Source organism: Streptomyces sp. NPDC001549 (assembly GCF_042894025.1).
Classification (GTDB): Bacteria; Actinomycetota; Actinomycetes; order Streptomycetales; family Streptomycetaceae; genus Streptomyces; species Streptomyces kutzneri.
Window position 1 is genome coordinate 60,233 of record NZ_JBIAVJ010000016.1, and the last position, 24,138, is coordinate 84,370.

24 protein-coding genes and 1 pseudogene are annotated in these 24,138 nt (G+C 71.9%); 7 read left to right on the plus strand and 18 right to left on the minus strand.

Annotated elements, in window-relative coordinates; translation table 11 throughout:
- The first annotated feature begins 205 nt into the window (after window positions 1–205).
- The gene (locus ACFY04_RS24765) at window positions 206–1,600 is read left to right on the plus strand and encodes an FtsW/RodA/SpoVE family cell cycle protein (RefSeq protein WP_389119680.1); all 1,395 of its coding nucleotides are present in this window, start codon (window positions 206–208) and stop codon (window positions 1,598–1,600) included.
- A 226-nt stretch (window positions 1,601–1,826) separates the two neighbouring features.
- A pseudogene (locus ACFY04_RS24770) lies at window positions 1,827–2,438 on the plus strand (UTRA domain-containing protein); the annotation flags it as partial.
- On the opposite strand, the gene ACFY04_RS24775 reads toward ACFY04_RS24770, so the two are convergent.
- Window positions 2,435–3,778, minus strand: a complete 1,344-nt coding sequence (locus ACFY04_RS24775) for a hypothetical protein (protein ID WP_389119683.1) — start codon at window positions 3,776–3,778, stop codon at window positions 2,435–2,437. The pseudogene ACFY04_RS24770 and the gene ACFY04_RS24775 overlap by 4 nt on opposite strands.
- A gap of 161 nt (window positions 3,779–3,939) precedes the next feature.
- On the opposite strand from ACFY04_RS24775, the gene ACFY04_RS24780 reads away from it, so the two are divergent.
- Window positions 3,940–4,224, plus strand: coding sequence for a hypothetical protein (locus tag ACFY04_RS24780; protein ID WP_389119686.1), 285 nt, complete (start codon window positions 3,940–3,942; stop codon window positions 4,222–4,224).
- Between the two features lie 406 nt (window positions 4,225–4,630).
- Here the strand turns inward: ACFY04_RS24780 and ACFY04_RS24785 are convergent, their stop codons facing one another.
- Both ACFY04_RS24785 and ACFY04_RS24790 read right to left on the minus strand, forming a co-directional pair.
- The gene (locus ACFY04_RS24785; RefSeq protein ID WP_389119689.1) at window positions 4,631–5,512 is read right to left on the minus strand and encodes a polysaccharide deacetylase family protein; all 882 of its coding nucleotides are present in this window, start codon (window positions 5,510–5,512) and stop codon (window positions 4,631–4,633) included.
- A complete protein-coding gene (locus tag ACFY04_RS24790; RefSeq protein WP_389119691.1) occupies window positions 5,509–6,369 on the minus strand; it encodes a polysaccharide deacetylase family protein in 861 nt (286 codons plus the stop codon). Before ACFY04_RS24790 ends, ACFY04_RS24785 begins: the two co-directional genes overlap by 4 nt.
- Window positions 6,370–6,593: 224 nt before the next feature.
- Between ACFY04_RS24790 and ACFY04_RS24795 the strand changes: the two genes are divergently transcribed.
- The gene (locus ACFY04_RS24795) at window positions 6,594–7,790 is read left to right on the plus strand and encodes a methyltransferase domain-containing protein (protein ID WP_389119694.1); all 1,197 of its coding nucleotides are present in this window, start codon (window positions 6,594–6,596) and stop codon (window positions 7,788–7,790) included.
- A gap of 141 nt (window positions 7,791–7,931) precedes the next feature.
- Here ACFY04_RS24795 and ACFY04_RS24800 read toward each other — a convergent pair whose 3' ends face one another.
- The 4 genes from ACFY04_RS24800 to tsaB are packed head-to-tail and all read right to left on the minus strand — an operon-like array spanning window position 7,932 to window position 10,489.
- The gene (locus tag ACFY04_RS24800) at window positions 7,932–8,204 is read right to left on the minus strand and encodes a hypothetical protein (RefSeq protein WP_389119695.1); all 273 of its coding nucleotides are present in this window, start codon (window positions 8,202–8,204) and stop codon (window positions 7,932–7,934) included.
- Window positions 8,201–9,334: a tRNA (adenosine(37)-N6)-threonylcarbamoyltransferase complex transferase subunit TsaD gene (tsaD, locus tag ACFY04_RS24805; RefSeq protein ID WP_389119697.1), complete on the minus strand. Its 1,134-nt coding sequence runs from the start codon at window positions 9,332–9,334 to the stop codon at window positions 8,201–8,203. The genes ACFY04_RS24800 and tsaD overlap by 4 nt, the downstream gene beginning before the upstream one ends.
- Entirely contained in the window at window positions 9,327–9,806 is a 480-nt protein-coding gene (rimI, locus tag ACFY04_RS24810; protein ID WP_202203724.1) for a ribosomal protein S18-alanine N-acetyltransferase, read from the minus strand. Before rimI ends, tsaD begins: the two co-directional genes overlap by 8 nt.
- Window positions 9,807–9,826: 20 nt before the next feature.
- Window positions 9,827–10,489: a tRNA (adenosine(37)-N6)-threonylcarbamoyltransferase complex dimerization subunit type 1 TsaB gene (gene tsaB / locus ACFY04_RS24815; protein WP_389119699.1), complete on the minus strand. Its 663-nt coding sequence runs from the start codon at window positions 10,487–10,489 to the stop codon at window positions 9,827–9,829.
- 119 nt (window positions 10,490–10,608) lie between these two features.
- Here tsaB and ACFY04_RS24820 point away from each other — a divergent pair, with 119 nt between their 5' ends.
- Window positions 10,609–11,163 (plus strand): hypothetical protein, encoded by a 555-nt coding sequence (locus ACFY04_RS24820; protein WP_389119700.1) that lies wholly within the window; start codon window positions 10,609–10,611, stop codon window positions 11,161–11,163.
- Between the two features lie 106 nt (window positions 11,164–11,269).
- Here the strand turns inward: ACFY04_RS24820 and ACFY04_RS24825 are convergent, their stop codons facing one another.
- From ACFY04_RS24825 to ACFY04_RS24860, 8 genes are all read right to left on the minus strand, one after another.
- Entirely contained in the window at window positions 11,270–11,455 is a 186-nt protein-coding gene (locus ACFY04_RS24825; RefSeq protein ID WP_389119703.1) for a hypothetical protein, read from the minus strand.
- A gap of 115 nt (window positions 11,456–11,570) precedes the next feature.
- Window positions 11,571–12,137: a tRNA (adenosine(37)-N6)-threonylcarbamoyltransferase complex ATPase subunit type 1 TsaE gene (gene tsaE / locus ACFY04_RS24830; RefSeq protein WP_389119704.1), complete on the minus strand. Its 567-nt coding sequence runs from the start codon at window positions 12,135–12,137 to the stop codon at window positions 11,571–11,573.
- Window positions 12,088–13,347, minus strand: a complete 1,260-nt coding sequence (locus tag ACFY04_RS24835) for an alpha/beta fold hydrolase (protein ID WP_389119705.1) — start codon at window positions 13,345–13,347, stop codon at window positions 12,088–12,090. Before ACFY04_RS24835 ends, tsaE begins: the two co-directional genes overlap by 50 nt.
- On the minus strand, window positions 13,292–14,428 hold the full coding sequence (gene alr, locus ACFY04_RS24840; RefSeq protein WP_389119706.1) for an alanine racemase: 1,137 nt from the start codon (window positions 14,426–14,428) through the stop codon (window positions 13,292–13,294). The genes ACFY04_RS24835 and alr overlap by 56 nt, the downstream gene beginning before the upstream one ends.
- 189 nt (window positions 14,429–14,617) lie before the next feature.
- Entirely contained in the window at window positions 14,618–16,018 is a 1,401-nt protein-coding gene (locus ACFY04_RS24845; protein WP_389119709.1) for an NAD(P)H-hydrate epimerase, read from the minus strand.
- A 10-nt stretch (window positions 16,019–16,028) separates the two neighbouring features.
- The gene (locus ACFY04_RS24850) at window positions 16,029–16,397 is read right to left on the minus strand and encodes a holo-ACP synthase (RefSeq protein WP_189733332.1); all 369 of its coding nucleotides are present in this window, start codon (window positions 16,395–16,397) and stop codon (window positions 16,029–16,031) included.
- A 29-nt stretch (window positions 16,398–16,426) separates the two neighbouring features.
- Entirely contained in the window at window positions 16,427–18,274 is a 1,848-nt protein-coding gene (glmS, locus tag ACFY04_RS24855; RefSeq protein WP_389119710.1) for a glutamine--fructose-6-phosphate transaminase (isomerizing), read from the minus strand.
- Between the two features lie 107 nt (window positions 18,275–18,381).
- Window positions 18,382–19,158, minus strand: coding sequence for a hypothetical protein (locus ACFY04_RS24860; protein ID WP_389119712.1), 777 nt, complete (start codon window positions 19,156–19,158; stop codon window positions 18,382–18,384).
- Between the two features lie 299 nt (window positions 19,159–19,457).
- Between ACFY04_RS24860 and coaA the strand changes: the two genes are divergently transcribed.
- Window positions 19,458–20,507: a type I pantothenate kinase gene (gene coaA / locus ACFY04_RS24865; RefSeq protein WP_301367595.1), complete on the plus strand. Its 1,050-nt coding sequence runs from the start codon at window positions 19,458–19,460 to the stop codon at window positions 20,505–20,507.
- A 23-nt stretch (window positions 20,508–20,530) separates the two neighbouring features.
- Window positions 20,531–21,502 (plus strand): DUF389 domain-containing protein, encoded by a 972-nt coding sequence (locus ACFY04_RS24870; protein ID WP_389119714.1) that lies wholly within the window; start codon window positions 20,531–20,533, stop codon window positions 21,500–21,502.
- 5 nt (window positions 21,503–21,507) lie between these two features.
- Here ACFY04_RS24870 and glmM read toward each other — a convergent pair whose 3' ends face one another.
- The 3 genes from glmM to rplM form a co-directional block, all read right to left on the minus strand.
- Window positions 21,508–22,866, minus strand: coding sequence for a phosphoglucosamine mutase (glmM, locus tag ACFY04_RS24875; RefSeq protein WP_389119715.1), 1,359 nt, complete (start codon window positions 22,864–22,866; stop codon window positions 21,508–21,510).
- Between the two features lie 135 nt (window positions 22,867–23,001).
- Window positions 23,002–23,523: a 30S ribosomal protein S9 gene (gene rpsI / locus ACFY04_RS24880; protein ID WP_189733342.1), complete on the minus strand. Its 522-nt coding sequence runs from the start codon at window positions 23,521–23,523 to the stop codon at window positions 23,002–23,004.
- A 42-nt stretch (window positions 23,524–23,565) separates the two neighbouring features.
- A complete protein-coding gene (gene rplM, locus ACFY04_RS24885; protein ID WP_351158445.1) occupies window positions 23,566–24,009 on the minus strand; it encodes a 50S ribosomal protein L13 in 444 nt (147 codons plus the stop codon).
- Between the last annotated feature and the right edge of the window lie 129 nt (window positions 24,010–24,138).

Sequence of the window (24,138 nt, forward strand, 5' to 3'; positions counted from 1 at the left end):
CAGCGGGCAGGGCAGCCGGCAGGGGCCAAAGGAACCATGGGGACGGCGTCAACGTCGTAGATGATATGAAGATAAAGCGCCTCATTGCCGAGCAGATCGGACCCAAAGATTCCGCTGACCCCGGCGCAGCGGGCGCCACGTCCTCACCCGAGGCGGCACCCCCACCGCCCTCCCCGTCCGCCCCCGAGGACGGTGGCGGCATCCCGTGCGTGGGCTGAAACCCCTGACGTCGGCGGTCGCCCGCCGCCGCACCGAGGCGCTGCTCCTGGTCTTCGTCATCGCCATCGCCGTCTTCGGCCACGCCGCCGCAGGCCTCGCCATGAACGGCGAGCTGCCGCCCAAATTCGTCGACTTCACCATCAGCATGACCCTGCTGTCCCTGGTGGGGCATCTGGGCATACGCCGTTTCGCGGCCTACGCCGACCCGCTGATCTTCCCGCTCGCCATGCTGCTGACCGGCCTCGGACTGGTGCTGCTGCACCGCCTCGACCAGGGCTACATCGAGCGGTTCAACTCGGACGCGAACGCCCCCGGCCAGCTGATGTGGACGGTGGTCGGGGTCGCCGCCTGCCTGCTGGTGCTGGCGCTGCTGCGCGACCACCGGCTGCTGCAACGCTTCATCTACATCACGATGGCCGTCGCGCTGGTGCTGCTGATCGCGCCCGCGTTCTTCGGCGCGGACACCTACGGCGCGAAGCGCTGGATCAAACTCTTCGGCTTCTCGCTACAGCCCGGCGAGTTCGTGAAGATCATGATCGCGATCTTCTTCGCCGGCTACCTGGTCATCCACCGGGACTCGCTGGCCCTGACGGGCCGCAGGTTCCTGGGCATGCGGCTGCCCCCGATGCGCCAACTCGGCCCGATCGTCACGGTGTGGATCGTCTCGATGCTGGTCCTGGTCTTCGAACGCGACCTCGGCACCTCACTGATCTTCTTCGGGGTGTTCGTGGTGATGCTGTACGTCGCCACCGAACGCACCAGCTGGATCGTCTGCGGCCTGGTCATGGCCTCGGCGGGCGCCTTCGTGGTCGGTTCGACGGAGCCGCACGTCAAGGCACGCGTGGCCGCGTGGCTCAACCCGCTGTCGTTCTACTGGGAGAACCCGCCGGCCGGAATCACCTCGGACCAGTCGGCGCAGGCACTGTTCAGCTTCGGCACGGGCGGCGTCTCCGGCACGGGCCTCGGCATGGGCCACCCCGAGCTGATCGCGTTCGCCGGGCGCAGCGACTTCATCCTGACCACGGTGGCCGAGGAGCTGGGCCTCGCCGGGGTCATGGCCGTACTGATCCTCTACGCGCTCCTCGTGCAGCGGGGGCTGCGGATGGCACTCGGCGCGCGCGACCCCTTCGGCAAGCTGCTCGCGGTGGGCCTGGCGGCGGCGCTGGCCCTGCAGGTCTTCGTGGTCGCGGGCGGCGTGACGGGCCTGATCCCCCTGACGGGCAAGGCCCTGCCCTTCCTGGCCAAGGGCGGCTCGTCCCTCCTGGCCAACTGGATCATGATCGCGCTGCTCCTGCGCATCAGCGACAGCGCGGAACGCCAACGCGAGGCGGACACCCACGGCCCGGCGGAAACGACGATCACGCCGGCGGTGCGGGTGTAGGGGCGGGGCGGAGGTCGGTGGGCGGGGTGGGCCAGGACCAGGAGACGGGGTCCATCCAGACCGGGGCCCGGGTCTGGGAGCGCACCACATCGCTACGCGCTCCTCGATCACAGCGACTGCGACCCGCCCCGGGTTGCAGACCCGACTGCACCTCTGAGCCTTCCTGTGGCCGCCACCCTCACGGCGGAGACGTCTTCCATCTCGCTGATGGGCACCTGCCTACGGCCTAGGGTGGTGGAACGCGGAAGGGGTGATCAGTTTCATGACCAGCCAGGACAGCGAAAGTGCCGGCGTCTTCGTCCGAGCGTTCAAGCCTCTGCGGCGGCGCGGTATCCAGCGGCTGGCGCAGGAGCAGTGGGGCTCCGGGCGGTCCGTCTGGTCCGCCGATTCCGAGGATCGAGAGCTGGTCGTCGACCAGATCGACGTACGTGAAGAAGAGGCGGACGACCGCGTCTCTGAGGCGCTGGGCGTTCCGGCAGGGGCTCAGGTGTGGGCCCGCAGCCGTCGCTTCGTGCTCGATGGAAAGCCCGTGCTGTTTGCGTTGTCGTACCTGCCGTCGGACATCGTCGGGGACTCTGCCGTCACCCAGGCCGACACCGGTCCCGGCGGGACGTACGCGCGGCTGGCCGAGCTGGGGCATGCGCCCGTTCATTTCCGGGAGGAGATCCGCTCCCGGATGCCCTCGGCCGGTGAGGCCGAGCGGCTGTCGCTCTCCATGGGCACACCTGTCGTCCAGATCGTGCGTACCGCATTCGCCGAGGGTGGGCGGGTCGTCGAGGTCAACGAGATGACGCTGGACTCCGCTTCGTACGTGCTGGAGTACGACTTCGACGCCTAGAAGGGCGGACAGTCGCTGTATTCCATCGGCTCGGGTGGCGGGGTCTGGGGGCGGGGGGTCCTCAGGAGCGTCACCGCCTCCTCGACACGGCCCAGTGCCACCAGGAGCGGGCCGAGGGTCCGGCGGTGGTCCAGGCGGTCCGTGTCCAGCAGGGCGACGGCCTCTTCCGGGCGTCCGGCGTCGATCAGCAGGTGGGCCAGGTCCTCCATCGCGTACGGGCTTGGGCCCTCAGGGTGTGCGAGGGCCTGCGCCACCACTTCGCCGAGTCGGCCGCACGCGGCCATGAGGGGCCCGCGCAGCCGGGACAGCTCCCACTCCTCCCTGCCCCGCCGGGCCTTGAGCGCATCGAGGTGGGCGAGGCCCTCCTCCGCGCGACCCTCGGCGGCGAACAGCTTGCACAGCTGGTCCACGATCCAGTCGTCGGCACTGTCCAGTGCGCGCACGATCTCGATGGCCTCGGCGCCCCGCCCGTGCCGGGCCAGGAGTTCCGCGAGCAGGATCGACGTGTTCCAGCGGTCCTCGTCCACGTGTTTCCGGTACGCGTCGACCGCACCGGCCACGTCGCCGCGCTCCTCCAGCAGCTCCGCGAGCTGCCGGACGGCTTCCGGCGTGCCCGCGTAGGCGCGCAGCTCGTCGATCCGGTCGTGGCGGACCAGCAGCTCGGCCAGCGGGTCCCGGTTGTTGACGACGGTGGGGCCGTACGCGTGCAGCACCGCGATCGCTTCGTCCGTACGCCCCTGCTTCTCGCGCACGGACGCCAGCAGGTTCACCGCGTTGAAGGGCTCCCTGTACGGCTGACCGCATTCCGGACTGCCGCACCGGGGGCACGAGTTCCCGGGGGCCAGGCGGGCCTCCAGCAGCGCAGCGACCTCCTCGCCGTGTCCCAGCCCGGCGCCGACTTCGACCAGGGCCTCGGCGATGAGCCAGTCGGTGACGTGCGGCACGAGCAGTTCGTACGCCTCTTCGCCCTGTCCGTGCCGCGCCAGCAGCAGAGCCAGGTCGTACAGAGCCGACCGCTCCCCCTCCGAGGCGAAGGGGCGGACGAGGGTGATGGCCTCCTCGCCCCGGCCCCCGGCGTCCAGCAGCCGCGCGGCCTCCGCGGCCGCCGTCCACCAGCCGGTGCCGACGTAGGGGGCCAGTACGTCAAGGGCTTCGTCCAGCGCGCCCCGGCCGGCCAGCAGACGCCCCCAGGCGCGGGCGCAGAACCAGTCGCCGTCCTCCGCCAGGGCCTGCTCGCGCACCACGTCGGCGTGCCCCAGAACGAGGAGACGGTCGACGAGTTCCGGTGGCACGCACTCGTCGTGCATGCCGGTCCTGCGGTCGAGTACGTCGGCGTCCATGGCCGCACCCTAACGGGCGCTCATCCGATGCTGGGATGGCGCCCGTTCGCAGGGCCGGGCGAGGTCTCTTCCGGTGATTGCCGGGCGCCGCGCGAGCCGAGTGCGGCCGGTCCGGGTACGCCTCTTCGCAACGACGACGAGCATCCTTGAGGAGATCGACCATGTACGCAGCAGTCCGGCGCTATGCAGGCGTGACCGACCCGGCCGAGGCCGGACGCATCGTCGACGAGGGGTTCGTGCCGATCATGCGCCAGGTCCCCGGATTCGTGGCGTACTTCTGGGTCGATGCCGGAGGCGGGGTGATGGTGTCCACCAGCGTGTTCCGTGACCGTGCGGGCGCCGACGAGTCGGTCGAGAGGGCTGCGGACTTCGTCCGCGACAACCTGGCCCAGTTCCTGCCCAACCCTCCGCAGGTCACGGCCGGCAAGGTCGTCGCCTCCGCCTAGGTCCTGCCGGTGGCCCAGGACGGGCTGCAGACGCTGAGACGTGAGGAGCGCGTAGCGATCGGACGCGCTCCGCCCGACCCGGCTACCAGTCCGGATGGGCCCCGTCCCGGGAACGTGCCTCCACGCCCGACCGGGCAGCGCGTCTCTGGCCGCCCCGTTCCTGAAAGCATGGACCGGCCCGTTCCTTTGGGGGTTTCCCGGCAGTCTTCGTATGTCCGGGGCGGGACGGTCGGTCAAGGGTGGAGCGCAGCGACATCGCGAAGCGACGCGACGCGACCGAAGGGAGCGGAGCGCCCTTGAGGGGCCGGCCCGAACCGGAGAGACGATGAGACTGACGGGAAACCCCCATACGCGTCCCTGATGCCGCCAGAGCGGCTCCCGCCACAGGTCCCGGCCGCCGCCCGCCCTACAGGTAGTCCTCCAGGCGGCCTATGCGGTAGCCCTGTTCCTGGATGCGCTGGAGCATGCGCGTCGTCATCTGGGTTTCCGTCGTGCCCTTGAGCTCACCCGGGCCGCGGAAGTGGGCGAGGACGATGTCGCCCGGCTTGAGGGCGGAGCCCTCGGCGTACTGGAAGTTGTTGATCTGCATCGAGACCCGCCACAGCACCAGGGACGAGACTCCGCACTCCGAGGCCGCCCGGAGGGTGTCGTCGTTGTAGTTGCCGAAGGGCGGGCGGAAGAGCGGCGGGCGCTTGCCGAAGCGCTTCTCCAGGCGTTCCTGCTGGCCGCATATCTCCTTCTTCTGCGCCTCGAAGGAGAGGGTCCGCAGATTCGGGTGCGTCAGCGTGTGGTTGTTTATCGTGCTCGCCGAGCCGTTGTCGCGGATCTCCTCGAAGTGCCCGTAGTCCGACGAAGCCACGCTGTCCGTGAGGAACATGCTGATCGGCAGCTTGAGGTCGGCCGCCATCTTCAGGAATTCGGGGTCCTTCTCCGCGCCGTCGTCGAAGGTCAGGAAGACGACCTTGTCGTCCGCCGGGACGGGTATTCGGTCTATCACCGGGACCTTGCCCGCGCCCGGCTTCGGGATCTGCGGCTTCTGGGCGGGCTTGGGCGCGTACTGGAGGGGGGCCGTCAGGCCCCACTTCTTGTACGCCTCGTCGGAGGCGCCCCCCGGCACCGGTGCCGGGGACGCCGTCGGCGGCGTGGCGCTGCCGGCCTCCGGTGTCGGCTGCGCCGTCTTGCCGGCCAGTCGTTCGGTGGGGGCCGCGCTGTCCCCGCACCCCGTCAGGGACAGCGCGAGCGCGCCGGCCGCCAGCGTTCCGGCTACCAACCGGCGCGCGTGCTTCACAGATAGTCCTCCAGGCGAGCCACGGCGTACCCCTTGTCCGTGACGGTCTTCATGACATGACGGATCATGTCAGGCATCGCGCCCTTCCAGTCCTCCTTGCCCCGGAAGTGAGTGAGGATGATGTCACCGGGGTGCAGGTCGCGGTCCCATTCCCGGTAGTCCATCCGGTTGGTGAACGCCTCCGCGTTCCACAGCGGGACCGCCTTGATGCCGCAGGACTTCGCCGCGCGCAGCGTGTCCTGGTTGTAGTTGCCGTACGGCGGGCGGAAGAGGGTCGGCCGCTTGCCGAACTGCTTCTGGATCGTGTCCTGCTGGCCGCAGATCTCCTCGCGCTGCTGCTCGTACGACAGGCCCGGCATGTAGCGGTGGTTGAGCGTGTGGTTGTTCAGGGTGACGCCCGCGGCCTGCATCTGCTTGAAGTACGGGTAGTTGTCCCGTACGACGTAGTCGCTGAGGAAGGCCGTGTACGGGATCTTGAGCTCCTGCATCATCTTCAGGAACTCGGGGTCCTTCTCCGAGCCGTCGTCGATCGTCAGGAAGACGACCTTGTCCTCGGTCGGGACCGTGGTGAAGACGTTCGGGTACTCCTCCTGGTCCTCGACCTCGAAGCCCTCGCGCGTGGTGATCTCGGGCTTCTCCTTCGGCGCCGGCGGGGCGGCGAGCGGGGTCTTGCGCAGGCCCCACTTCTTCGCCGCGACGACGCGTGCCTGCTGGGCCGCCTTGGCCTTCTCGGCGGCGCTGAGCGCGCCCGCGGCGCCCGCCTCCGCGGCCTTCGCCTTCGCGGTCTTGTCCGGACCGGAGTCCCCGGAGCCGCACGCCGTCCCGAGGGCGGCGACGAGCAGGGCTGCGACGGCCACCCCGAACCGGCCGCGCGGACCTGCCGCGTACCGGTGACCTTGTTGCGACTTATTTCCCTTTTGTCGTACTAGCTGCATAGCAGCGCATCCTGGCACCCGACACACGGACCCCCCGGAAGACACCGCGAACGCGGTCCCACCTTCCTTCGACTGGCCCACACCGCCCGGTCCGGGGACGCCCGCCCGCGCCGCCCCGCGTCCGGCCCGTCGCCGACAATGGACCCGTGACCCCCGAAGACTTCGCCGCCCTCCTCACCCCCGAGGGCCGCGCCCTCCTGGACTCGCTCCGCGACTACGACCCCGCCCAGGAGCTGGCCGTCGCCACCCGGCTGCGCCGCGAGCACCCCGCCGCCCTGGTCTCCGCCGCGCTCGGGCAGGCCCGGCTGCGGCAGCGCGCGGTGGCGAAGTTCGGCGCCGAGGACGCCTTCCGGATGTACTTCACGCCCGGCGGCGGTGAGATGGCCACCCGCGCGTCCGTGGCCTCGTACCGGGCCGAGCGCCTCGCCGCCCTCGGCGTACGCAGCCTGGCGGACCTGTGCTGCGGCATCGGCGGCGACGCCCTGGCCCTGGCCAGGCTCGGCATCCGGGTGCTCGCGGTGGACCACGACCCGCTCACGGTCGCCGTCGCGCGGGCCAACGCCGAGGCGCTGGGGCTGGCGGACCTGATCGAGGTCCGGGAGGCGGATGTGACGGAGGTGGACACCGCCGGCTACGACGCCGTCTTCATCGACCCGGCCCGGCGCGGGGGGCGCGGCCGGATCTTCGACCCGGAGTCGTACTCGCCGCCGCTGTCGTGGGCGGTGGAGACGGCCCGTGCGGCGAAGTACGCCGCCATCAAGATCGCCCCCGGGATCCCGCACGAGGCCGTGCCCGCGGAGGCCGAGGCCGAGTGGATCTCCGACCAGGGGGACGTCAAGGAGGCCGTGCTCTGGTTCGGGACCGCGCCGGGAACCGTGCGCGCCACCCTGCTCCCCGGACCGCGCCGGCTGCACACGGCCGATCCGCTGCCCGATCCGGCGGCCGGGCCCGTCGGCCGCTGGCTCTACGAGCCCGACGGGGCCGTCATCCGCGCCCACCTCGTCGCCGAGGTCGCCGGGCAGCTGGACGGCCGGCTGATCGACCCGACCATCGCCTACATCACCGCCGACGAGCTGCGCGCGACGCCGTACGCGACGGCGTACGAGATCACCGACGTGCTGCCCTTCGGCCTGAAGAAGCTGAAGGCGCTGCTGCGCGAGCGCGGGGTGGGGATCCTGACCGTGAAGAAGCGCGGCTCGGCGATCGAGCCCGAGGAGCTGCGCAGGAAGGTCAAGCCGCAGGGTCCGAACTCCGCGACCGTCTTCCTGACCCGGGTGGCGGGAGCTCCCTCGATGCTCATCGGCGCCCCTGCCGTACCGCCTGCGGCGACGCCCGGCCGGTGACGTGCCGGTGCCGGCGGCACGGGTCGGGCTGCGCGGGTCGGGCTGCGCGGGTCCGGCAGCGGGCCGCCGGGCGGTGAGGTACCGGCGGCGCGGGTCGAACTGCGGCGGCTCCGGCTCCGGCGGGGAGCCCGCCCGGCCCGGTCAGCCCCCGTCGACCCCCACCGACTCGAACCGCCAGCGGTGCACCGCCCGCGTGATCAGGTCGGCCGCGGGTTCGGGCAGCTCGGGGAGGTCGGCCGCCACGCCTTCGGCAGCCTCCCACCAGGTGATCACGAGGACCCGGTCCTGCGGGGCGCGGAACACCTCGCGGCGCACCGGCTCCCGGGCGAGGACCTGGGCGCGGGCCCACTCCAGCAGCTCGTTGCCCCGGCCGTCGGCGGCCCGGGCCTCCCACATCAGCGCGACGGTGCTCACGAGTACAGGTTGTCCTTGCTCAGTTCGTGCACGTGGTCGTGCGAGTGCGAGTGCCCATGCGTGTCCGTGTGCGTGTGCGTGTGCGCGGTACCCGGCACGTGCGGGTCCGTCACCGGCAGCGAGGAGTCCGCCGACAGGTCCCAGTCCGATGCGGGCCGGTTCCGCTTGACCATCTCCGCGCCCAGCGCCGCGACCATCGCGCCGTTGTCCGTGCAGAGCTTCGGCCGCGGCACGCGCAGCACGATCCCCGCGGCGTCGCACCGCTCCTGCGCCAGCGAGCGCAGCCGGGAATTGGCCGCGACGCCGCCGCCGATCATCAGGTGGTCGACGCCCTCGTCCTTGCACGCCCGGATCGCCTTGCGCGTCAGCACGTCCACCACGGCCTCCTGGAAGGACGCCGCCACATCGCGCACCGGTACGTCCTCGCCCGCGTTCCGCTTCGCCTCGATCCAGCGGGCGACGGCCGTCTTGAGCCCGGAGAAGGAGAAGTCGTACGCGGCGTCGCGCGGTCCCGTCAGCCCGCGCGGGAAGTTGATCGCCTTCGGGTCGCCCTCGCGTGCGAGCCGGTCGATGACCGGGCCCCCGGGGAAGCCCAGCTGGAGCACGCGCGCGATCTTGTCGAAGGCCTCGCCCGCCGCGTCGTCGATGGTCGCGCCGAGCGGCCGTACGTCCGAGGTGATGTCCGGGGCCAGCAGCAGCGAGGAGTGCCCGCCGGACACCAGCAGCGCCATCGTCGGCTCCGGCAGCGGCCCGTGCTCCAGCTGGTCCACGCAGATGTGGGAGGCCAGGTGGTTCACGCCGTACAGCGGCTTGCCGAGCGCGTACGCGTACGCCTTGGCCGCCGAGACGCCCACGAGCAGCGCGCCGGCGAGGCCGGGTCCCGCGGTGACGGCGATGCCGTCGAGGTCGCGGGCGCTGACCCCGGCCTCCTTCAGGGCGCGCTCGATGGTGGGCACCATCGCCTCCAGGTGGGCCCGCGAGGCCACCTCGGGCACGACGCCGCCGAAGCGGGCGTGCTCGTCGACGCTCGACGCGATCGCGTCCGCGAGCAGGGTGGTGCCGCGGACGACGCCGACGCCGGTCTCGTCGCAGGAGGTCTCGATGCCGAGGACGAGCGGTTCGTCAGCCATTGCTCTCACTGCTCTCAGTTCGTGCTTGTGCGGGGTCGGTCAGTCGCATCACGAGCGCGTCGACGTTGCCGGGCTGGTAGTAGCCGCGCCGGAAGCCGATGGGCTCGAAGCCGAAGCGCTCGTAGAGCTTCTGGGCGCGGGTGTTGTCCACCCGTACCTCCAGCAGCACCTCGGCGCACTCGAACGCGGTGGCGGCGCGCAGCAGGTCGGTCAGGAGCCGCGCGCCGAGCCCGGTCCCCCACTGGTCGCGCGCGGCCGCGATGGTCTGTACGTCGGCCAGGTCGCCGGCGGCGGCCAGTCCGGCGTAGCCGACCAGCCGGCCCGCCGCGTCCTCGGCGACGACGTAGCGGCGCGTGGCCTGCGGGCCGCGGGCGTGGGCGAGTTCGGACCAGAACATCCCGGCGGACCAGGCGTCCTCGGGGAACAGCTCGTGCTCCAGTTCCAGTACGGGCCCGATGTCCCACCAGCGCATCTCGCGCAGCGTGTGGGGGGTCACTGCGGCGTGACCACCTTGTAGTTCTTGGGCACCTGGGCGTCGGGCCGGCGCAGGTAGAGCGGGGTCGGAGGCAGGAACTCAAGGCCCGCGGCCAGTCGTTCCGCGGCCAGCGAGGCCAGCGCGGCGGCCGACTGGTGCTCGGGGCCTCGGGCGTCCTGGAACACCTCGGGGTACAGGAGAGCGCCCTGGCCGACCGCGGGCAGGCCCGCGACCTGCTCGGCGATGTCGGCCGGGCGGTCCACGGCGGGCTCGCCGACGCGCGTGCGCGGGTCCTCGTACCGGGCCCAGTAGACCTCCTTGCGCCGCGCGTCGGTGGCGACGGTGAAGGGGCCCTCGATGCCGGCGATCCCGGCGGCGTACGCGAGGCCGTCGAGCGTGCACAGGCCGTACACGGGCACACCCAGCACGGCGGCGAAGGTGGAGGCGGTGACGAGGCCGACGCGCAGCCCGGTGTAGGGGCCGGGGCCGACACCGACGACGACGCCGGTGACGGCTTCGAGCGTGACCCCGGCCTCGGCGAGGACCTTGTCCACGGAGGGCAGCAGGAGCTCCCCGTGGCGGCGGGCGTCGACCTGGTTCGACTCGGCGACGACGGACTCACCGTCGTGCAGGGCGACGGTGACGGCGGGCGTGGCGGTATCTACGGCGAGCAAGAGCACGCGAACAGCCTACGACTCCGGCGGCCGCACCCCTTGCGGCCGGTCGCGGAGCAGGGCGGCTGCTACCTTTCGACGGGGTACCGGACGTGGTATCGGTCGGCGCGGAGAGGTGGAGCAAGGTGGCACGCAGCAGCTCGGGAATCGTGGCCGGGCTCACCGCCGCGGCAGTGGCCGTCGTCGGCTTCCTCGGCTACCAGGCTTCCGCCACGGCGCCCGCGCGCCCCCCGAAGGCCGTCGCGGCCGAACCGGCCCCCGCCGCGAGCCCGGCCGCCAAGCAGGACCCGGCGAAGCCGGCGGCAGTGCCCGAGGGTTCCGGCACCGGGGTGCGCGTCGTGTACTCGGTGGGCCAGAAGCGGGTGTGGCTGGTCGGCGACCCCGCGCAGCCGCCGAAGTCGTTCACGGTGATGCCGAGCACGGTGCACCCGAAGCCGGGCGCCTACACGGTCGGGTCGCGCTCGGGTTCGGTCACCGGCTCGGACGGCGTGCCGATCGAGCACGTCGTGCGGTTCGCCAGCACGGAGGGTGTGGCGGTCGGATTCAGCGCCCGCACGGACGGCGCGCTGCCGGAGCCCGACCCGAACAAGAAGACCGGCGGCATCCGGATGAGCCGCGCCGACGGCGACGCGATGTGGGCCTTCGCGACGATCGCGTCGAAGGTCGTCGTCGTTCCCTGACGGATCGCCCGCGCTTCACCCGACCGGGTGACGGGGCACCGCTCGCACCGCCCCTGGGCCCTGTCGTCGAAGTGCCGTCGGGCCGACGCCGCTTCGACGACAGAACCTAGGCCGCTTCGGATTCCGGAGCGGCCTCTTCGTGTGCGCTGTCGACCGGCGCGCCCGGGCGGGTGGCTGGCTCGCGCGCGGGCGGTGTCGAGACGGCGGTGGCGGCCACGCCGGCGGCGAGGAGCGTCCACATGGAGACGGTGGACGGGCGGGGTTCGCGATGTGCTCCTGCTGGTGCCGACATGGCTGCCTCCTGGACCCGGGACACCGTACTTAGGCATACCTAAGAAACTCTCGGTACCATGTCACCACGAGGGCCGCCGACAGCGCAATATCTTGCCGACGAGTTGTCGGTACGTTTACTCCGAGAGCGCGCCGGCCAGGGCGTCCAGCCCGGCCCCGGCATTCCAGCGCGCCCCGACCCCGCGCACGAGGACCTCCCGTACGTCGTCCAGGACCTCCTCGTGGCCGACCGCCCGCGCGATCACCACGTGCAGCCGGTCGTCGGAGAGCTCCTCCACCTTGCCGTCGCCCCACTCCACGACGACCACGGACTCGGGCAGCGAGACGTCGAGGTCCAGGTCCTCCATCTCGTCCAGCCCGCCGCCCAGGCGGTACGCGTCCACGTGCACCAGCGCCGGTCCGCCGGTCAGCGAGGGGTGCACCCGGGCGATCACGAAGGTCGGCGAGGTCACGGCCCCGCGCACGCCCAGGCCCTCGCCGAGGCCCCGGGTGAGCGTGGTCTTGCCCGCGCCCAGCTCGCCGGTCAGCAGGACGAGGTCGCCGGGGCGCAGCAGGGCGGCGATCCTGCGGCCCAATTCCTGCATCGCGTCCGGGGAGTCGATGGTGATCCGGGTCTCCGCGACGGCCGCGGCCTCAGGTGCCGGCGCCTGGCTGCGCTGTGCTTCCAGCGGTACTTCTTCCATGCCCGCCAACGTTAGTCGCTGCGGGGACGGCCGGCGCCCCGGTGCGCGCCAGCAGCTCGGTGAGCAGCCGCGTCACGGTCTCCGGGCGTTCCAGCATCATGAGGTGCCCGGTGGACTCCAGGACCACGAGGTCGGCGCCGGGGAGCGCCTCCTTGATGGCGACGCTGTGCGCGGGCGGGGTGATCATGTCCTTGTCCCCGGCTATGACCGTGACCGGCAGGTCCGCGAACAGCTGGAGCGCGGAGGTCTTGTCGTGCGTCTGGAAGGCCGGGTAGAACTCGGCGACCACGTCGATGGGCGTGGCCTCGATCAGCCGCTCCGCGAACCGCGCGACACCCGGATCCACGTCCCGGGAGCCGAACGAGTACATCTTGATCATTCCGGCGAAGAGGTCCGCGGTGGCCCGGCGGCCCTTCTCCACCAGCTCCACCTGCGAGCCGAGCGCCTTGAGCACGCCCGGCAGGAGACGGCGCACGGCTCCCATGCCGGCGGCCGGAAGCCCGTACGTCACCTCGTCGAGGCGGCCGCTGGAGGTACCGACCAGGGCCACGCCGACGACGCGGTCGCGGACGGTCTCGGGGTACTGCTCGGCAAATCCCATGATGGTCATTCCGCCCATCGAGTGACCCACCAGGATCAGCGGGCCCTCGGGGGCGGTCGCGTCGATGACGGCCTTCAGGTCCCGGCCGAGCTGGTCGATGCTCACCGGCTCGCCGTCCGCCTGGGCGAGGCCGCGGGCGCTGCGGCCGTGGCTGCGCTGGTCCCAGTAGACCGCGCGGACCACACCGCGCAGGGCGGCGCGCTGGAAGTGCCAGGAGTCCTGGCCGAGGCAGTAGCCGTGGCAGAAGACCACGGTGGCCTGGGGCTCGGCCTTGCGCCGCAGCCGTCGCCGCTTGCCGTCGTCGGGGAGCTCGTCGACCTCGTAGTAGAGCTCGGTGGCGTCCTCGGCCCGGCAGATCCCCTCGGCGCCGCGCAGGGACCCGTAGTCCCCGGCCGCGTCGAGTGCGAGGCGTGCCTTCATCCGCATGCCGCGCCCGACAGTGATCCGTTCGACCGCGACACCGGCCGCCGCACCCGCGGCTATCACGCCGATGGCGGCGCCGGCCCAGCCGGCCTTGCGCCAGTTCTCGCTCACGCCGCCGCCCTCACTCCGCTCAGCCGCCCAGGTACACCCGGGGCACACGTGCACCGATACGGGTGACGATCTCATACGCGATCGTGTGCGCCGCTTGTGCCCAGTCCTCGGCGGTCGGTTCACCGCGCTCCGCGTCCCCGAAGATGACGGCCTCGTCACCCGCGCGGGCGTGGTCTCCTTCCAAGTCGACCACGAACTGGTCCATCGCGACGCGCCCGGCGACCCGGCGGACCCTGCCGGCGACGAGCACCGGGCCGAGGTCCGAGGCCTGCCGGGGGATGCCGTCGGCGTAACCGGCCGGGACCAGCGCGAGGGTCGTCTCGGCGTCGGTGACGTAGTGGTGGCCGTAGCTCACCCCGTGCCCGGCGGGGACCGTCTTAACCAGCGCGAGGGAGGCCTTGAGGGTCATCGCGGGCCGCAGGCCCAGCTGGGCCGGGGTGCCGAGCTCGGGGGCGGGCGAGACCCCGTAGACGGCCAGCCCGCAGCGCACCAGGTCGAAGTGGGACTCGGGCAGGGTCAGGGTGGCCGGCGAATTGGCGATGTGCCGGACCTCGGGCTCGACGCCCTCCTTCTCGGCGTACGCGAGCATGTCGCGGAAGGCGGCCAGCTGGAGCTGGATCGAGGGGTGCCCGGGCTCGTCGGCGCAGGCGAAGTGCGACCAGACGCCGGTGACCTGGACGGTCCCCTCGGCCTGGGCGGCGACGGCCGCTCCGACCAGGGCCTCCCAGTCGGCGGGCTGGCAGCCGTTGCGGCCGAGGCCGGTGTCGGCCTTGAGCTGGATGCGGGCGGTGCGGCCCGCCGCGCGGGCGGCCTCGCGCACCTCGTCGAGGGCCCACATGCCGCTGACGGAGACGTCGACATCGGCCTCGACGGCCTCCCGCCAGGGCCCGCCCGGCGTCCAGAGCCAGCACATGAGGCGCCCCTGGATCCCGGCGGCGCGGAGCGCGAGGGCCTCGTCGGGCGTGGCCGTGCCGAGCCACGTGGCACCGGCCTCCTGGGCGGCCTTGGCGCACTCCAGGGCGCCGTGCCCGTAGGCATTCGCCTTGACCACGGCCATCAGCTCGGCCCTGGGCGCCCGCTCGCGCAGTGCGCGCACGTTCTCCCGTACGGCGTCAAGATCGATCTCGGCGTACACGCGCGTCGCTGTCTCGTTCATCGCCCCCAGTCTCTCAGAATCCCCGCCGGGTCCTGCGGGGGCTGGGCATTTCAGCCCCGCCGGCATGTGAGGCGCGGGGTCCGGGGCGGAGCCCCGGTCTGTGAGGCGCGGGGGCTCGGGGGCGGAGCCCCGGTCTGTGAGGCGCGGGGGCTCGGGGGCGGAGCCCCGCAACGGCGGCGCAGGGCGGCGTCAGGGGTGGCGGGTGTCCCGCCAGGCGTCCGGGAGGGCCTCGGCCACCTGGTGGGCCAGGAGCGGGCCCCCGACCCGGCGGGCCGCCAGGCCGTGGAGGTACGCGCCCACCGCTCCCGCGTCCGCCCCGGACAGCCCGCCCGCCAGCAGGGAGCCCGCCAGCCCGGACAGCACGTCCCCGCTGCCGGCGGTGGCCAGCCACGGGGTGCCCGTCGGATTCACCCGAACGGCTCCGCCGCCCGAGGCGACCAGCGTCGTCGAGCCCTTCAGCAGCACCGCCGCCCCGTACCGCTGCGCCAGCATCCGTACGGCGTCCAGCCGGCCCGCCTCCACCGACTCCCGCGACACCCCCAGCAGTGCCGCCGCCTCCCCCGCGTGCGGGGTCAGCAGGGTCGGGGCCGTCCTGGCCCGCAGCGCCCGCGCGTCCAGTCCGCGCAGCCCGTCCGCGTCGACCAGCACCGCCGTGTCCCCCGCCAGCAGTTCCGCGACCTCCCCGGCGCGCCCCTCGCCCAGCCCCGGGCCGACCACCCACGCCTGCACCCGGCCGGGCCCGATCAGCGTCTCGGGGTAGCGGGCGAGCACCGCCTCCGCCGCCGGCCCCACGTACCGCACCGCGCCCGCGCCGCCCCGCAGCGCTCCCGCCACGGCCAGCACCGCCGCGCCCGGGTACTGCGCGGACCCGGCGGCGATCCCGACCACGCCCCGCCGGTACTTGTCGCTCGTGGCCGTCGGCTCCGGCAGCAGCCCCGCCACGTCCGCGTGCTGCAGGGCCTCCACCTCGGGCGACGGCAGTTCCAGCCCGATGCCGACGAGGTGCACCGTGCCCGCCCGCGAGGCCCCGGGGTCGATCAGCAGGCCGGGCTTGTACGCCCCGAAGGTCACCGTCACCTCGGCCGTCACGGCCGGACCCGCCACCTCCCCGGTGTCCGCGTCCACCCCGCTCGGCAGGTCCACCGCGACCACGGGGACCCCCGGCGGGATCCGCTCCACCAGGTCCGCGGCAGCCGGGCGCAGTCCGCCCCGCCCGCCGATCCCGAGCAGCCCGTCCAGGACGAGGTCCGCCCGCTGCGGGACCGCTCGCGCGAGGTGTCCCCCGGCGGCCCGCAGCGCGGCCAGGCCGCCCGGGTGCATCCGCTCGGGGTCCATCGGCACGGCCGTCACCGCGGCCCCGCGCCGGGCCAGCCGGGCGCCCGCGTACAGCGCGTCGCCGCCGTTGTCCCCGGGGCCGACGAGCAGGACGACCCGGGCCCCGTAGACGCCGCCGCGGGTGCGTCGCAGCAGCCCGGCGCACGCGGCGGCCAGGCCGGCCGCCGCCCGCTGCATCAGGGCGCCCTCGGGGAGCCGGGCCATCAGCTCCCGCTCCGCGGCCCGTACGGTCTCCACGCTGTAAGCAGTGCGCACGGACTGCCCCCTACCCTTCTGCGATCACCACGGCGGAGGCGACACCGGCGTCGTGGCTGAGCGAGATGTGCCAGGACTTCACGCCCAGCGCCAGCGCCCGCGCCTCCACCGTCCCGGACACGCGCAGCCGGGGCTGTCCGCTGTCCTCGACGTACACCTCGGCGTCGGTCCACAGCAGCCCGGCGGGCGCGCCGAGGGCCTTGGCGAGGGCCTCCTTGGCGGCGAACCGCGCGGCGAGCGAGGCGATCCCGCGCCGCTCGCCGCTCGGCAGCGTCAACTCGGCGTCGACGAACAGCCGCCCGGCCAGGTTCGGGGTGCGCTCCAGCGCCGCGCCGAACCGCTCGATCTCCGCTACGTCGATCCCGACGCCGATAATCACAACGACAACTCCACTGGCCTGGCCGACTGCTACTCCACGGTCACCGACTTGGCGAGGTTACGCGGCTGGTCCACCTCGTTGCCGCGCGCCGTCGCCAGCTCGCACGCGAACACCTGCAGCGGGACCGTCGCCACCAGCGGCTGGAGCAGCGTCGGCGTCGCGGGGATCCGGATCAGGTGGTCGGCGTACGGGACGACCGCCTCGTCACCCTCCTCCGCGATCACGATGGTCCGCGCCCCGCGCGCCCGGATCTCCTGGATGTTCGACACGATCTTGTCGTGGAGCACCGACCGGCCGCGCGGTGACGGGACGACCACCACCACGGGCAGGTCCTTCTCGATCAGCGCGATCGGCCCGTGCTTGAGCTCGCCCGCCGCGAAGCCCTCGGCGTGCATGTACGCCAGCTCCTTGAGCTTGAGCGCGCCCTCCAGCGCCACCGGGTACCCGACGTGCCGTCCCAGGAACAGCACGGTGTTCTTGTCGGCGAGCGAGCGCGCGAGCTCCCGTACCGGCTCCATGGTCTCCAGGACGGTGTCCACCGCCGCGGCGATGTCCGACAGCTCCCGGATCACGGCCTCGATCTCGTCGCCCCACTTCGTGCCCCGGACCTGTCCGAGGTAGAGCGCGACCAGGTAGCAGGCCACCAACTGCGTCAGGAAGGCCTTGGTCGAGGCGACGGCCACCTCGGGACCGGCGTGCGTGTAGAGGACCGCATCCGATTCGCGCGGGATCGTCGACCCGTTCGTATTGCAGACGGCCAGCACCTTGGCCCCCTGCTCGCGCGCGTGCCGCAGCGCCATCAGGGTGTCCATGGTCTCGCCGGACTGCGAGATCGCGACCACCAGCGTCCGCTGGTCCAGGATCGGGTCGCGGTAGCGGAACTCGCTCGCCAGCTCCGTCTCGCACGGGATGCGGGTCCAGTGCTCGATGGCCAGCTTCGCGATCATGCCCGCGTGGTACGCCGTACCGCACGCCACGATCACGACCTTGTCGACCTCCCTGAGCACCGAGACGGGGATGCGCACCTCGTCCAGGGTCAGCGAGCCGCTCGCGTCGATCCGGCCCAGGAGGGTGTCGGCGACAGCCTTCGGCTGCTCGGCGATCTCCTTGAGCATGAAGTAGTCGTACCCCCCCTTCTCGGCCGCCGAGGCGTCCCAGTCCACGTGGTACGCCCGCACGGTCGCGGCCGAACCGTCGAAGTTGGTCACCGAGACGCCCTCGCGGCGGAGCTCGACGACCTGGTCCTGCCCCAGCTCGATCGCGGACCGCGTGTGGGCGATGAACGCGGCCACGTCCGAGGCGAGGAAGTTCTCACCCTCTCCAACGCCCACCACCAGGGGCGAGTTCCGGCGGGCGCCGACCACCACGTCCGGCTCGTCGGCGTGCACGGCGACCAGGGTGAACGCGCCTTCCAGGCGCCGGCACACCTGCCGCATGGCTTCCGCGAGATCGCCGGTGGCCGAGAACTGCTCCGCCAGCAGGTGCGCCACGACCTCGGTGTCCGTCTCGGACTCCAGCCGGTGTCCGCGCTCGGCCAGCTCGGCCCGGAGAGCGGCGAAGTTCTCGATGATGCCGTTGTGCACGACGGCCACGCGCCCCGAGTTGTCGAGGTGCGGGTGGGCGTTGGCGTCGGTGGGCCCGCCGTGGGTCGCCCACCGGGTGTGCCCGAGCCCCGTGGAGCCGGTCGGCAGCGGGTGCCCGACCAGCTCCTTCTCCAGATTGACGAGCTTCCCGGCCTTCTTGACGGCCGCCAGGCTGCCGTCCGCGAGCACGGCGACCCCGGCCGAGTCGTAGCCGCGGTACTCCAGCCGCTTGAGTCCGGCGATGACCACATCGAGCGCCGACTGCGCTCCCACGTAACCCACAATTCCGCACATACGCCGCAGCGTACGCCGTAGTTGGCCGTCTGCCCCGTAGCCGAACAAGACGAAAAACCCGCCCCGGCGCATGCGCCGGAGCGGGTTGACGTGTCGTCGGGCAGGCGTCAGCCGAGCTTCTTCACCTGGGCGTCGACGAGGGCCTTCGGGGAGTCGGCGGTACCGGTCAGGCTCACGGCCGAGAAGGTCGCCACGATGTCGCCCTTGCGCACGACGACCAGCTGCGTCGTCATCTTCTCGCCGTCGGCGTCACCCTCGATGGTGAGGGCGAGGGCCTGGTCGCCCGCCGTGACGGCGGTACCCGGGGAGACCTTGGTGACCTTGCCGGTGTCGGCGCCCACGGTGGCGCTGTAGCCACCGGTGCACTTCTCGCCCGCGGTCTTCACGGAGGCGAACGCCTCCTCGGCGCCCTTGCCGTCGTACGAGGCGAGGGTCACGGCGGTGGCCGTGGAGCCGATGGCACCCATGATGGCCTTCAGCTTGTCCTCCTCCGAGGCGCCCTCGGCGGGGGCCTTCGGGGTGGCGACGGCCTTGGTGCGGGCGGTCCCGGCGGGGGTGCCGGCCGGGGTGAAGCCCTGCACCTGGACCAGGACCTTGCACTCGGGCTTGTCGCTGGTGGCGGCGGCGCCGGCGGTGGCCTCGGCGGGCGTGGCCTCCTTGAAGGTGTGGTCCGCGAGGTCGGCCTGGGCCACGATGAGCTTGGCCAGATCGGCGTCCGTCTTGCCCTTGGTGGCGGGCGCGGCCGAGCTCGCGGGGGCGGAGGGCTTGGCGTCCGCCTTCGAGTCGGCCTTGTCGGCCTTGTCGGAGCCGCAGGCGGTGGCCAGCAGGGCCAGGGACACCGCGGACGCGGTCAGGACGGTACGACGGACAAGGGCGGTACGCACGAAAGATCTCCCCCATGGAGTACGACAGCGACAGGGCAGCCCGAACCGCGCCCCTCGAAGCGGGGCATGGGCATGACTGCGGTGATCAACAATGTACGGGTCGGTGGATCACCTCGTCGCCCCGGGCCGCGTTCGCGGCCGATCGTGACCCGGACGAGACCCCAAGAATTTCCAATCGAAACCACCCGGCGTACAACCCGGGCCGTACCGGCCAGGACCCGTCCGGTCGCGGGCCCTCCCGCTCCGCACGTGACCGACCACACCACCCACAACCGCCCCGGAGACCCGACAATGGCGGTGTGATCACTTCGCCGCCACGAAGCAACACGCCGGACAACGCAACGGAGCGCACCGGCCGGGACGGGCACCCCACCCGCCCCGCACACCGCCGGGGCCCCGAGGCCTCGCCCTACGTCGACCTCACCCGCGCCGAGTGGAGCGCGCTGCGGGAGCGGACCCCGCTGCCGCTGACCGCCGACGAGGTGGAGCGGCTGCGCGGCCTCGGTGACGTCATCGACCTCGACGAGGTCCGCGACGTCTACCTGCCGCTGTCCCGGCTCCTCAACCTCTACGTCGGCGCCACCAGCAACCTGCGCGGCACCCTCAACACCTTCCTCGGCGACGCGGGCAACGGGCACGGCGCCCAGCAGGGCACCCCCTTCGTCATAGGGGTCGCCGGTTCGGTCGCCGTCGGCAAGTCCACCGTGGCACGCCTGCTGCAGGCCCTGCTGGCCCGCTGGCCCGAGCACCCGCGCGTGGAGCTGGTCACCACCGACGGCTTCCTGTACCCGATGAAGGAGCTCCAGCGGCGTGGGCTGACCTCCCGCAAGGGGTTCCCGGAGTCCTACGACCGCCGCGCGCTCACCCGCTTCGTCGCCGACATCAAGGCCGGGAAGGACGAGGTGCGGGCCCCGGTCTACTCGCACCTGATCTACGACATCGTCCCCGGCGAGGAACTCGTCGTCCGCCGCCCGGACATCCTCATCGTCGAGGGCCTCAACGTGCTCCAGCCGGCCCTCCCCGGCACGGACGGCCGTACCCGCGTCGCCCTCGCCGACTACTTCGACTTCAGTGTGTACGTGGACGCGCGCCCCGAGGACATCGAGCGCTGGTACCTGAACCGCTTCCGGAAGCTGCGCGCGACCGCGTTCCAGAATCCTTTCTCCTACTTCCGCAAGTACACCCAGGTCTCCGAGGAGGAGGCCATGGAGTACGCGCAGACGATGTGGCGGACGATCAACCGGCCCAACCTGCTGGAGAACGTGGCGCCCACCCGCGGCCGGGCCACCCTCGTCGTCCGCAAGGGACCGGACCACAAGGTGCAGAAGCTGAGCCTCCGCAAGCTCTAGCGCGCAGTCGCTAGGGTGCGAAAATGCTGCATCTGCGGATGATCACTCCACATCACCTCACCGAGCGGGTGGTGGCGCTGATCGACCGGACGGTCGGCACCACCCATCTGGTCGTGCTGACCGGCGCCGCCCGCGACCCCGAGGGCGATCTCGTCCTGTGCGACGTCGCCCGCGAGGCCGCCGACGAACTGCTCCAGGAGATGCGCTCCCTCGGCATCGACCGGACCGGTTCGATCGCCGTCGAGAACATCGACCTGTCGATCTCCACGCGCGCCGACGACGCGGAGGAGGAGGCGCCGGGCGAGGCGGCCGACGCGGTGGTCTGGGAGCAGCTCGCCGAGTCGACGCACGAGGAATCCACCCTCACGATCACCTACAGCGTCTTCATGATCGTGGCGACGATGATCGCGGCCTGTGGTGTGGTCCTGGACAACGCGATCCTGATCGTGGGCGCCATGGCGGTCGGCCCGGAGTTCGGCCCGCTCGCCGGCATCTGCACGGGCCTGGTGCAGCGCCGTCCGAGGCTCGCCGGGCGTTCGTTCTTCGCGCTGGTGGTCGGCTTCACGGCAGCGATCGTGGCGACGACGGTCTTCAGTCTGGTGATGAACGCGCTCGGCCTGTTCCACGAGGGAATGCTCGACAACCCGCGGCCGAACACCAGCTTCATCTGGCAGCCCGATCCGTTCTCCTTCGTCGTGGCGCTGCTCGCCGGCGTGGCCGGCATGCTGTCGCTGACCTCGGCGAAGGCCGGTGCGCTGGTCGGCGTCGCGATCTCGGTCACCACCGTCCCCGCGGGCGCCAACGCCGCCGTGGCACTCAGCTACGGCGATCTCGGCCAGATGTGGGGCTCGGGCGTCCAGCTGGCGCTCAACCTGGGCGGCATCATCCTCTCGGGCACGCTCACCCTCATCTGCTGGAAACTGCTGTGGCGCACCCAGCAGAGCCGGATGGTCCGGAAGCCGGGTGCGCCACACAGGCCGGGCGGAGCCCGTTAGGCCGTCTAGCCCAGCGCGGACTTCACGACGTCCGCGAGGCGGCCGGCGACCGAGCGGGCCTGCTCGATGTCGGCGGCCTCGACCATCACCCGTACGAGCGGCTCCGTGCCGGAGGGACGCAGCAGCACCCGCCCGGTGGTGCCCAGCTCACGCTCGGCGTCGGTGACCGCGGCGGCCAGCTCGGCGGAGGTGGTGACGCGGGACTTGTCCACGTCGGGAACGTTGACGAGCACCTGCGGCAGCCGCTGCATGACGCCCACCAGCTCGGCGAGGGACTTGCCGGTGGCCGCGACGCGCGCCGCCAGCAGCAGGCCGGTCAGCGTGCCGTCGCCGGTCGTCGCGTGGTCGAGGATGATCACGTGGCCGGACTGCTCGCCGCCGAGCGCGTAGCCGTGCTCCTTCATCGACTCCAGCACGTAGCGGTCGCCGACCCCGGTCTGCACGACCTGGATGCCCTCGGCCTCCATGGCCAGCTTGAAGCCCAGGTTGGACATCACGGTGCCGACCACGGTGTTCTCGCGGAGCTGGCCGGCCTCGCGCATGGCCAGGGCCAGCACGGCGAGGATCTGGTCGCCGTCGATCTCCTCGCCGGAGCCGTCCACGGCCAGGCAGCGGTCGGCGTCGCCGTCGTGCGCGATGCCGAAGTCGGCGCCGTGCTCGACCACGGCCGCCTTGAGCAGGCCGAGGTGGGTGGAGCCGCAGCCGTCGTTGATGTTGAGGCCGTTGGGCTCGGCGCCGATCGTGACGATCTCCGCGCCGGCCCGGGTGAACGCCTCGGGCGAGACGTACGCGGCCGCGCCGTGGGCCTCGTCGAGGACGACCTTCAGGCCGTCGAGGCGGTTCGGGAGGACACCGATGAGGTGGGCGACGTACCGGTCGAAGCCCTCGGTGTAGTCGGAGACGCGGCCGACGCCGGAGCCGGTGGGCCGGTCCCACGGAGCACCGGTGCGGTGCTGCTCGTAGGTCGACTCGATGCGGTCCTCCAGCTCGTCGGCGAGCTTGTGGCCGCCGCGCGCGAAGAACTTGATGCCGTTGTCCGGCATGGCGTTGTGGCTGGCGGAGAGCATCACGCCGAGGTCGGCGCCCAGCGCACCGGTGAGATACGCCACCGCCGGGGTGGGCAGCACACCGACGCGCAGGACGTCCACGCCCGCGCTCGCGAGGCCGGCCACGACCGCCGCCTCGAGGAATTCGCCGGAGGCACGGGGATCCCGGCCGACCACGGCGGTCGCCCGGTGGCCCGCGAAGGTGCCCGCCTCGGCCAGTACGTGGGCAGCCGCCACGGAGAGGCCGAGCGCGAGCTCCGCCGTCAGATCCGCGTTGGCAACGCCGCGTACACCGTCCGTCCCGAAGAGTCGTCCCACTGTTGTCCTCCCGAGTTTCCGCTTCGCATATGACCGCTTGTGACAGGTATTTGCCGCTTGTGGCGGTAAACGAACCGCCCCGGCAGCACAGAGAGTGCTGCCGGGGCGGTTTCGTTGCAGAACAGCAGGCGCAGATTAACGCTTGCTGTACTGCGGAGCCTTACGGGCCTTCTTGAGACCGGCCTTCTTGCGCTCGACCGCACGGTCGTCGCGGGAGAGGAAGCCGGCCTTCTTCAGCGCCGGGCGGTTGTTGTCCACGTCCGCCTCGTTCAGCGCACGGGCCACACCGAGGCGCAGGGCGCCGGCCTGGCCGGACACGCCGCCACCCGCGATGCGGGCGATGACGTCGTAGCGACCGTCAAGCTCGAGGAGCTTGAAGGGCTCGTTGACTTCCTGCTGGTGCACCTTGTTGGGGAAGTAGTCCTCAAGGGTGCGACCGTTGATCTTCCACTTGCCGGTGCCCGGAACGATCCGGACGCGGGCGATGGCGTTCTTGCGACGGCCCAGGCCGGCGGCCGGCTGGGGGTCGCCGAAGCGACCGGCAAGGGACTCGGAGGTGTAGTCGCCCTCGACGACGACCTCAGACTCGCTGGTGTACTCCTCGACGTTGCCCTCGAACTCGTCGACGGGGGTCGTCTCGGCGGTGGTCTCGGCCACGATGCTCCTCAGAATTTTCTACGTCTTAGGGGGTGGCCGGAACTACTGCGCGACCTGGGTGATCTCGAACGGCACCGGCTGCTGCGCAGCGTGCGGGTGCTGGTCGCCCGAGTAGACCTTCAGCTTCGAGAGCATCTGACGGCCCAGGGTGTTCTTGGGGAGCATGCCCTTGATGGCCTTCTCGACGGCCTTCTCCGGGTTGTTCGCCAGGAGGTCGTCGTAGCGCACCGCGCGGAGACCACCCGGGTAGCCGGAGTGGCGGTAGGCCATCTTCTGCGACGCCTTGTTGCCGGACAGGTGAACCTTGTCGGCGTTGACGATGATGACGAAGTCGCCCATGTCCATGTGGGGGGCGTAGGTCGGCTTGTGCTTACCCCGCAGGAGGGCAGCGGCCTGGGTCGCCAGACGGCCGAGGACAACGTCCTGGGCGTCGATGACGAGCCACTGGCGCGAGATGTCGCCGGGCTTGGGGCTGAACGTACGCACGCGTATGCCTTCGCTTCTTCAGTGGTGGTATCCCAAGGGCGCAAGCCCCACGGGAAGGTCCTGACAGGGTCACCACGGACGATCACGACAGCCCTCATTCACAACGGGGACGCAACCCGTGTGAACTGC

Excerpts from the sequence above, each read along its gene's own strand:
- rimI (WP_202203724.1), bottom strand. The coding sequence starts at position 9,806 with ATGCGCTGGTGGGACATCGGGCCCGTACTGGAACTGGAGCACGAGCTG.
- ACFY04_RS24780 (WP_389119686.1), top strand. The coding sequence starts at position 3,940 with ATGTACGCAGCAGTCCGGCGCTATGCAGGCGTGACCGACCCGGCCGAG.
- ACFY04_RS24825 (WP_389119703.1), bottom strand. The coding sequence starts at position 11,455 with ATGTCGGCACCAGCAGGAGCACATCGCGAACCCCGCCCGTCCACCGTC.
- glmS (WP_389119710.1), bottom strand. The coding sequence starts at position 18,274 with ATGTGCGGAATTGTGGGTTACGTGGGAGCGCAGTCGGCGCTCGATGTG.
- tsaE (WP_389119704.1), bottom strand. The coding sequence starts at position 12,137 with ATGGAAGAAGTACCGCTGGAAGCACAGCGCAGCCAGGCGCCGGCACCT.
- tsaD (WP_389119697.1), bottom strand. The coding sequence starts at position 9,334 with ATGGCTGACGAACCGCTCGTCCTCGGCATCGAGACCTCCTGCGACGAG.
- alr (WP_389119706.1), bottom strand. The coding sequence starts at position 14,428 with ATGAACGAGACAGCGACGCGCGTGTACGCCGAGATCGATCTTGACGCC.
- ACFY04_RS24775 (WP_389119683.1), bottom strand. The coding sequence starts at position 3,778 with ATGGACGCCGACGTACTCGACCGCAGGACCGGCATGCACGACGAGTGC.
- ACFY04_RS24870 (WP_389119714.1), top strand. The coding sequence starts at position 20,531 with ATGCTGCATCTGCGGATGATCACTCCACATCACCTCACCGAGCGGGTG.
- ACFY04_RS24835 (WP_389119705.1), bottom strand. The coding sequence starts at position 13,347 with ATGAGATCGTCACCCGTATCGGTGCACGTGTGCCCCGGGTGTACCTGG.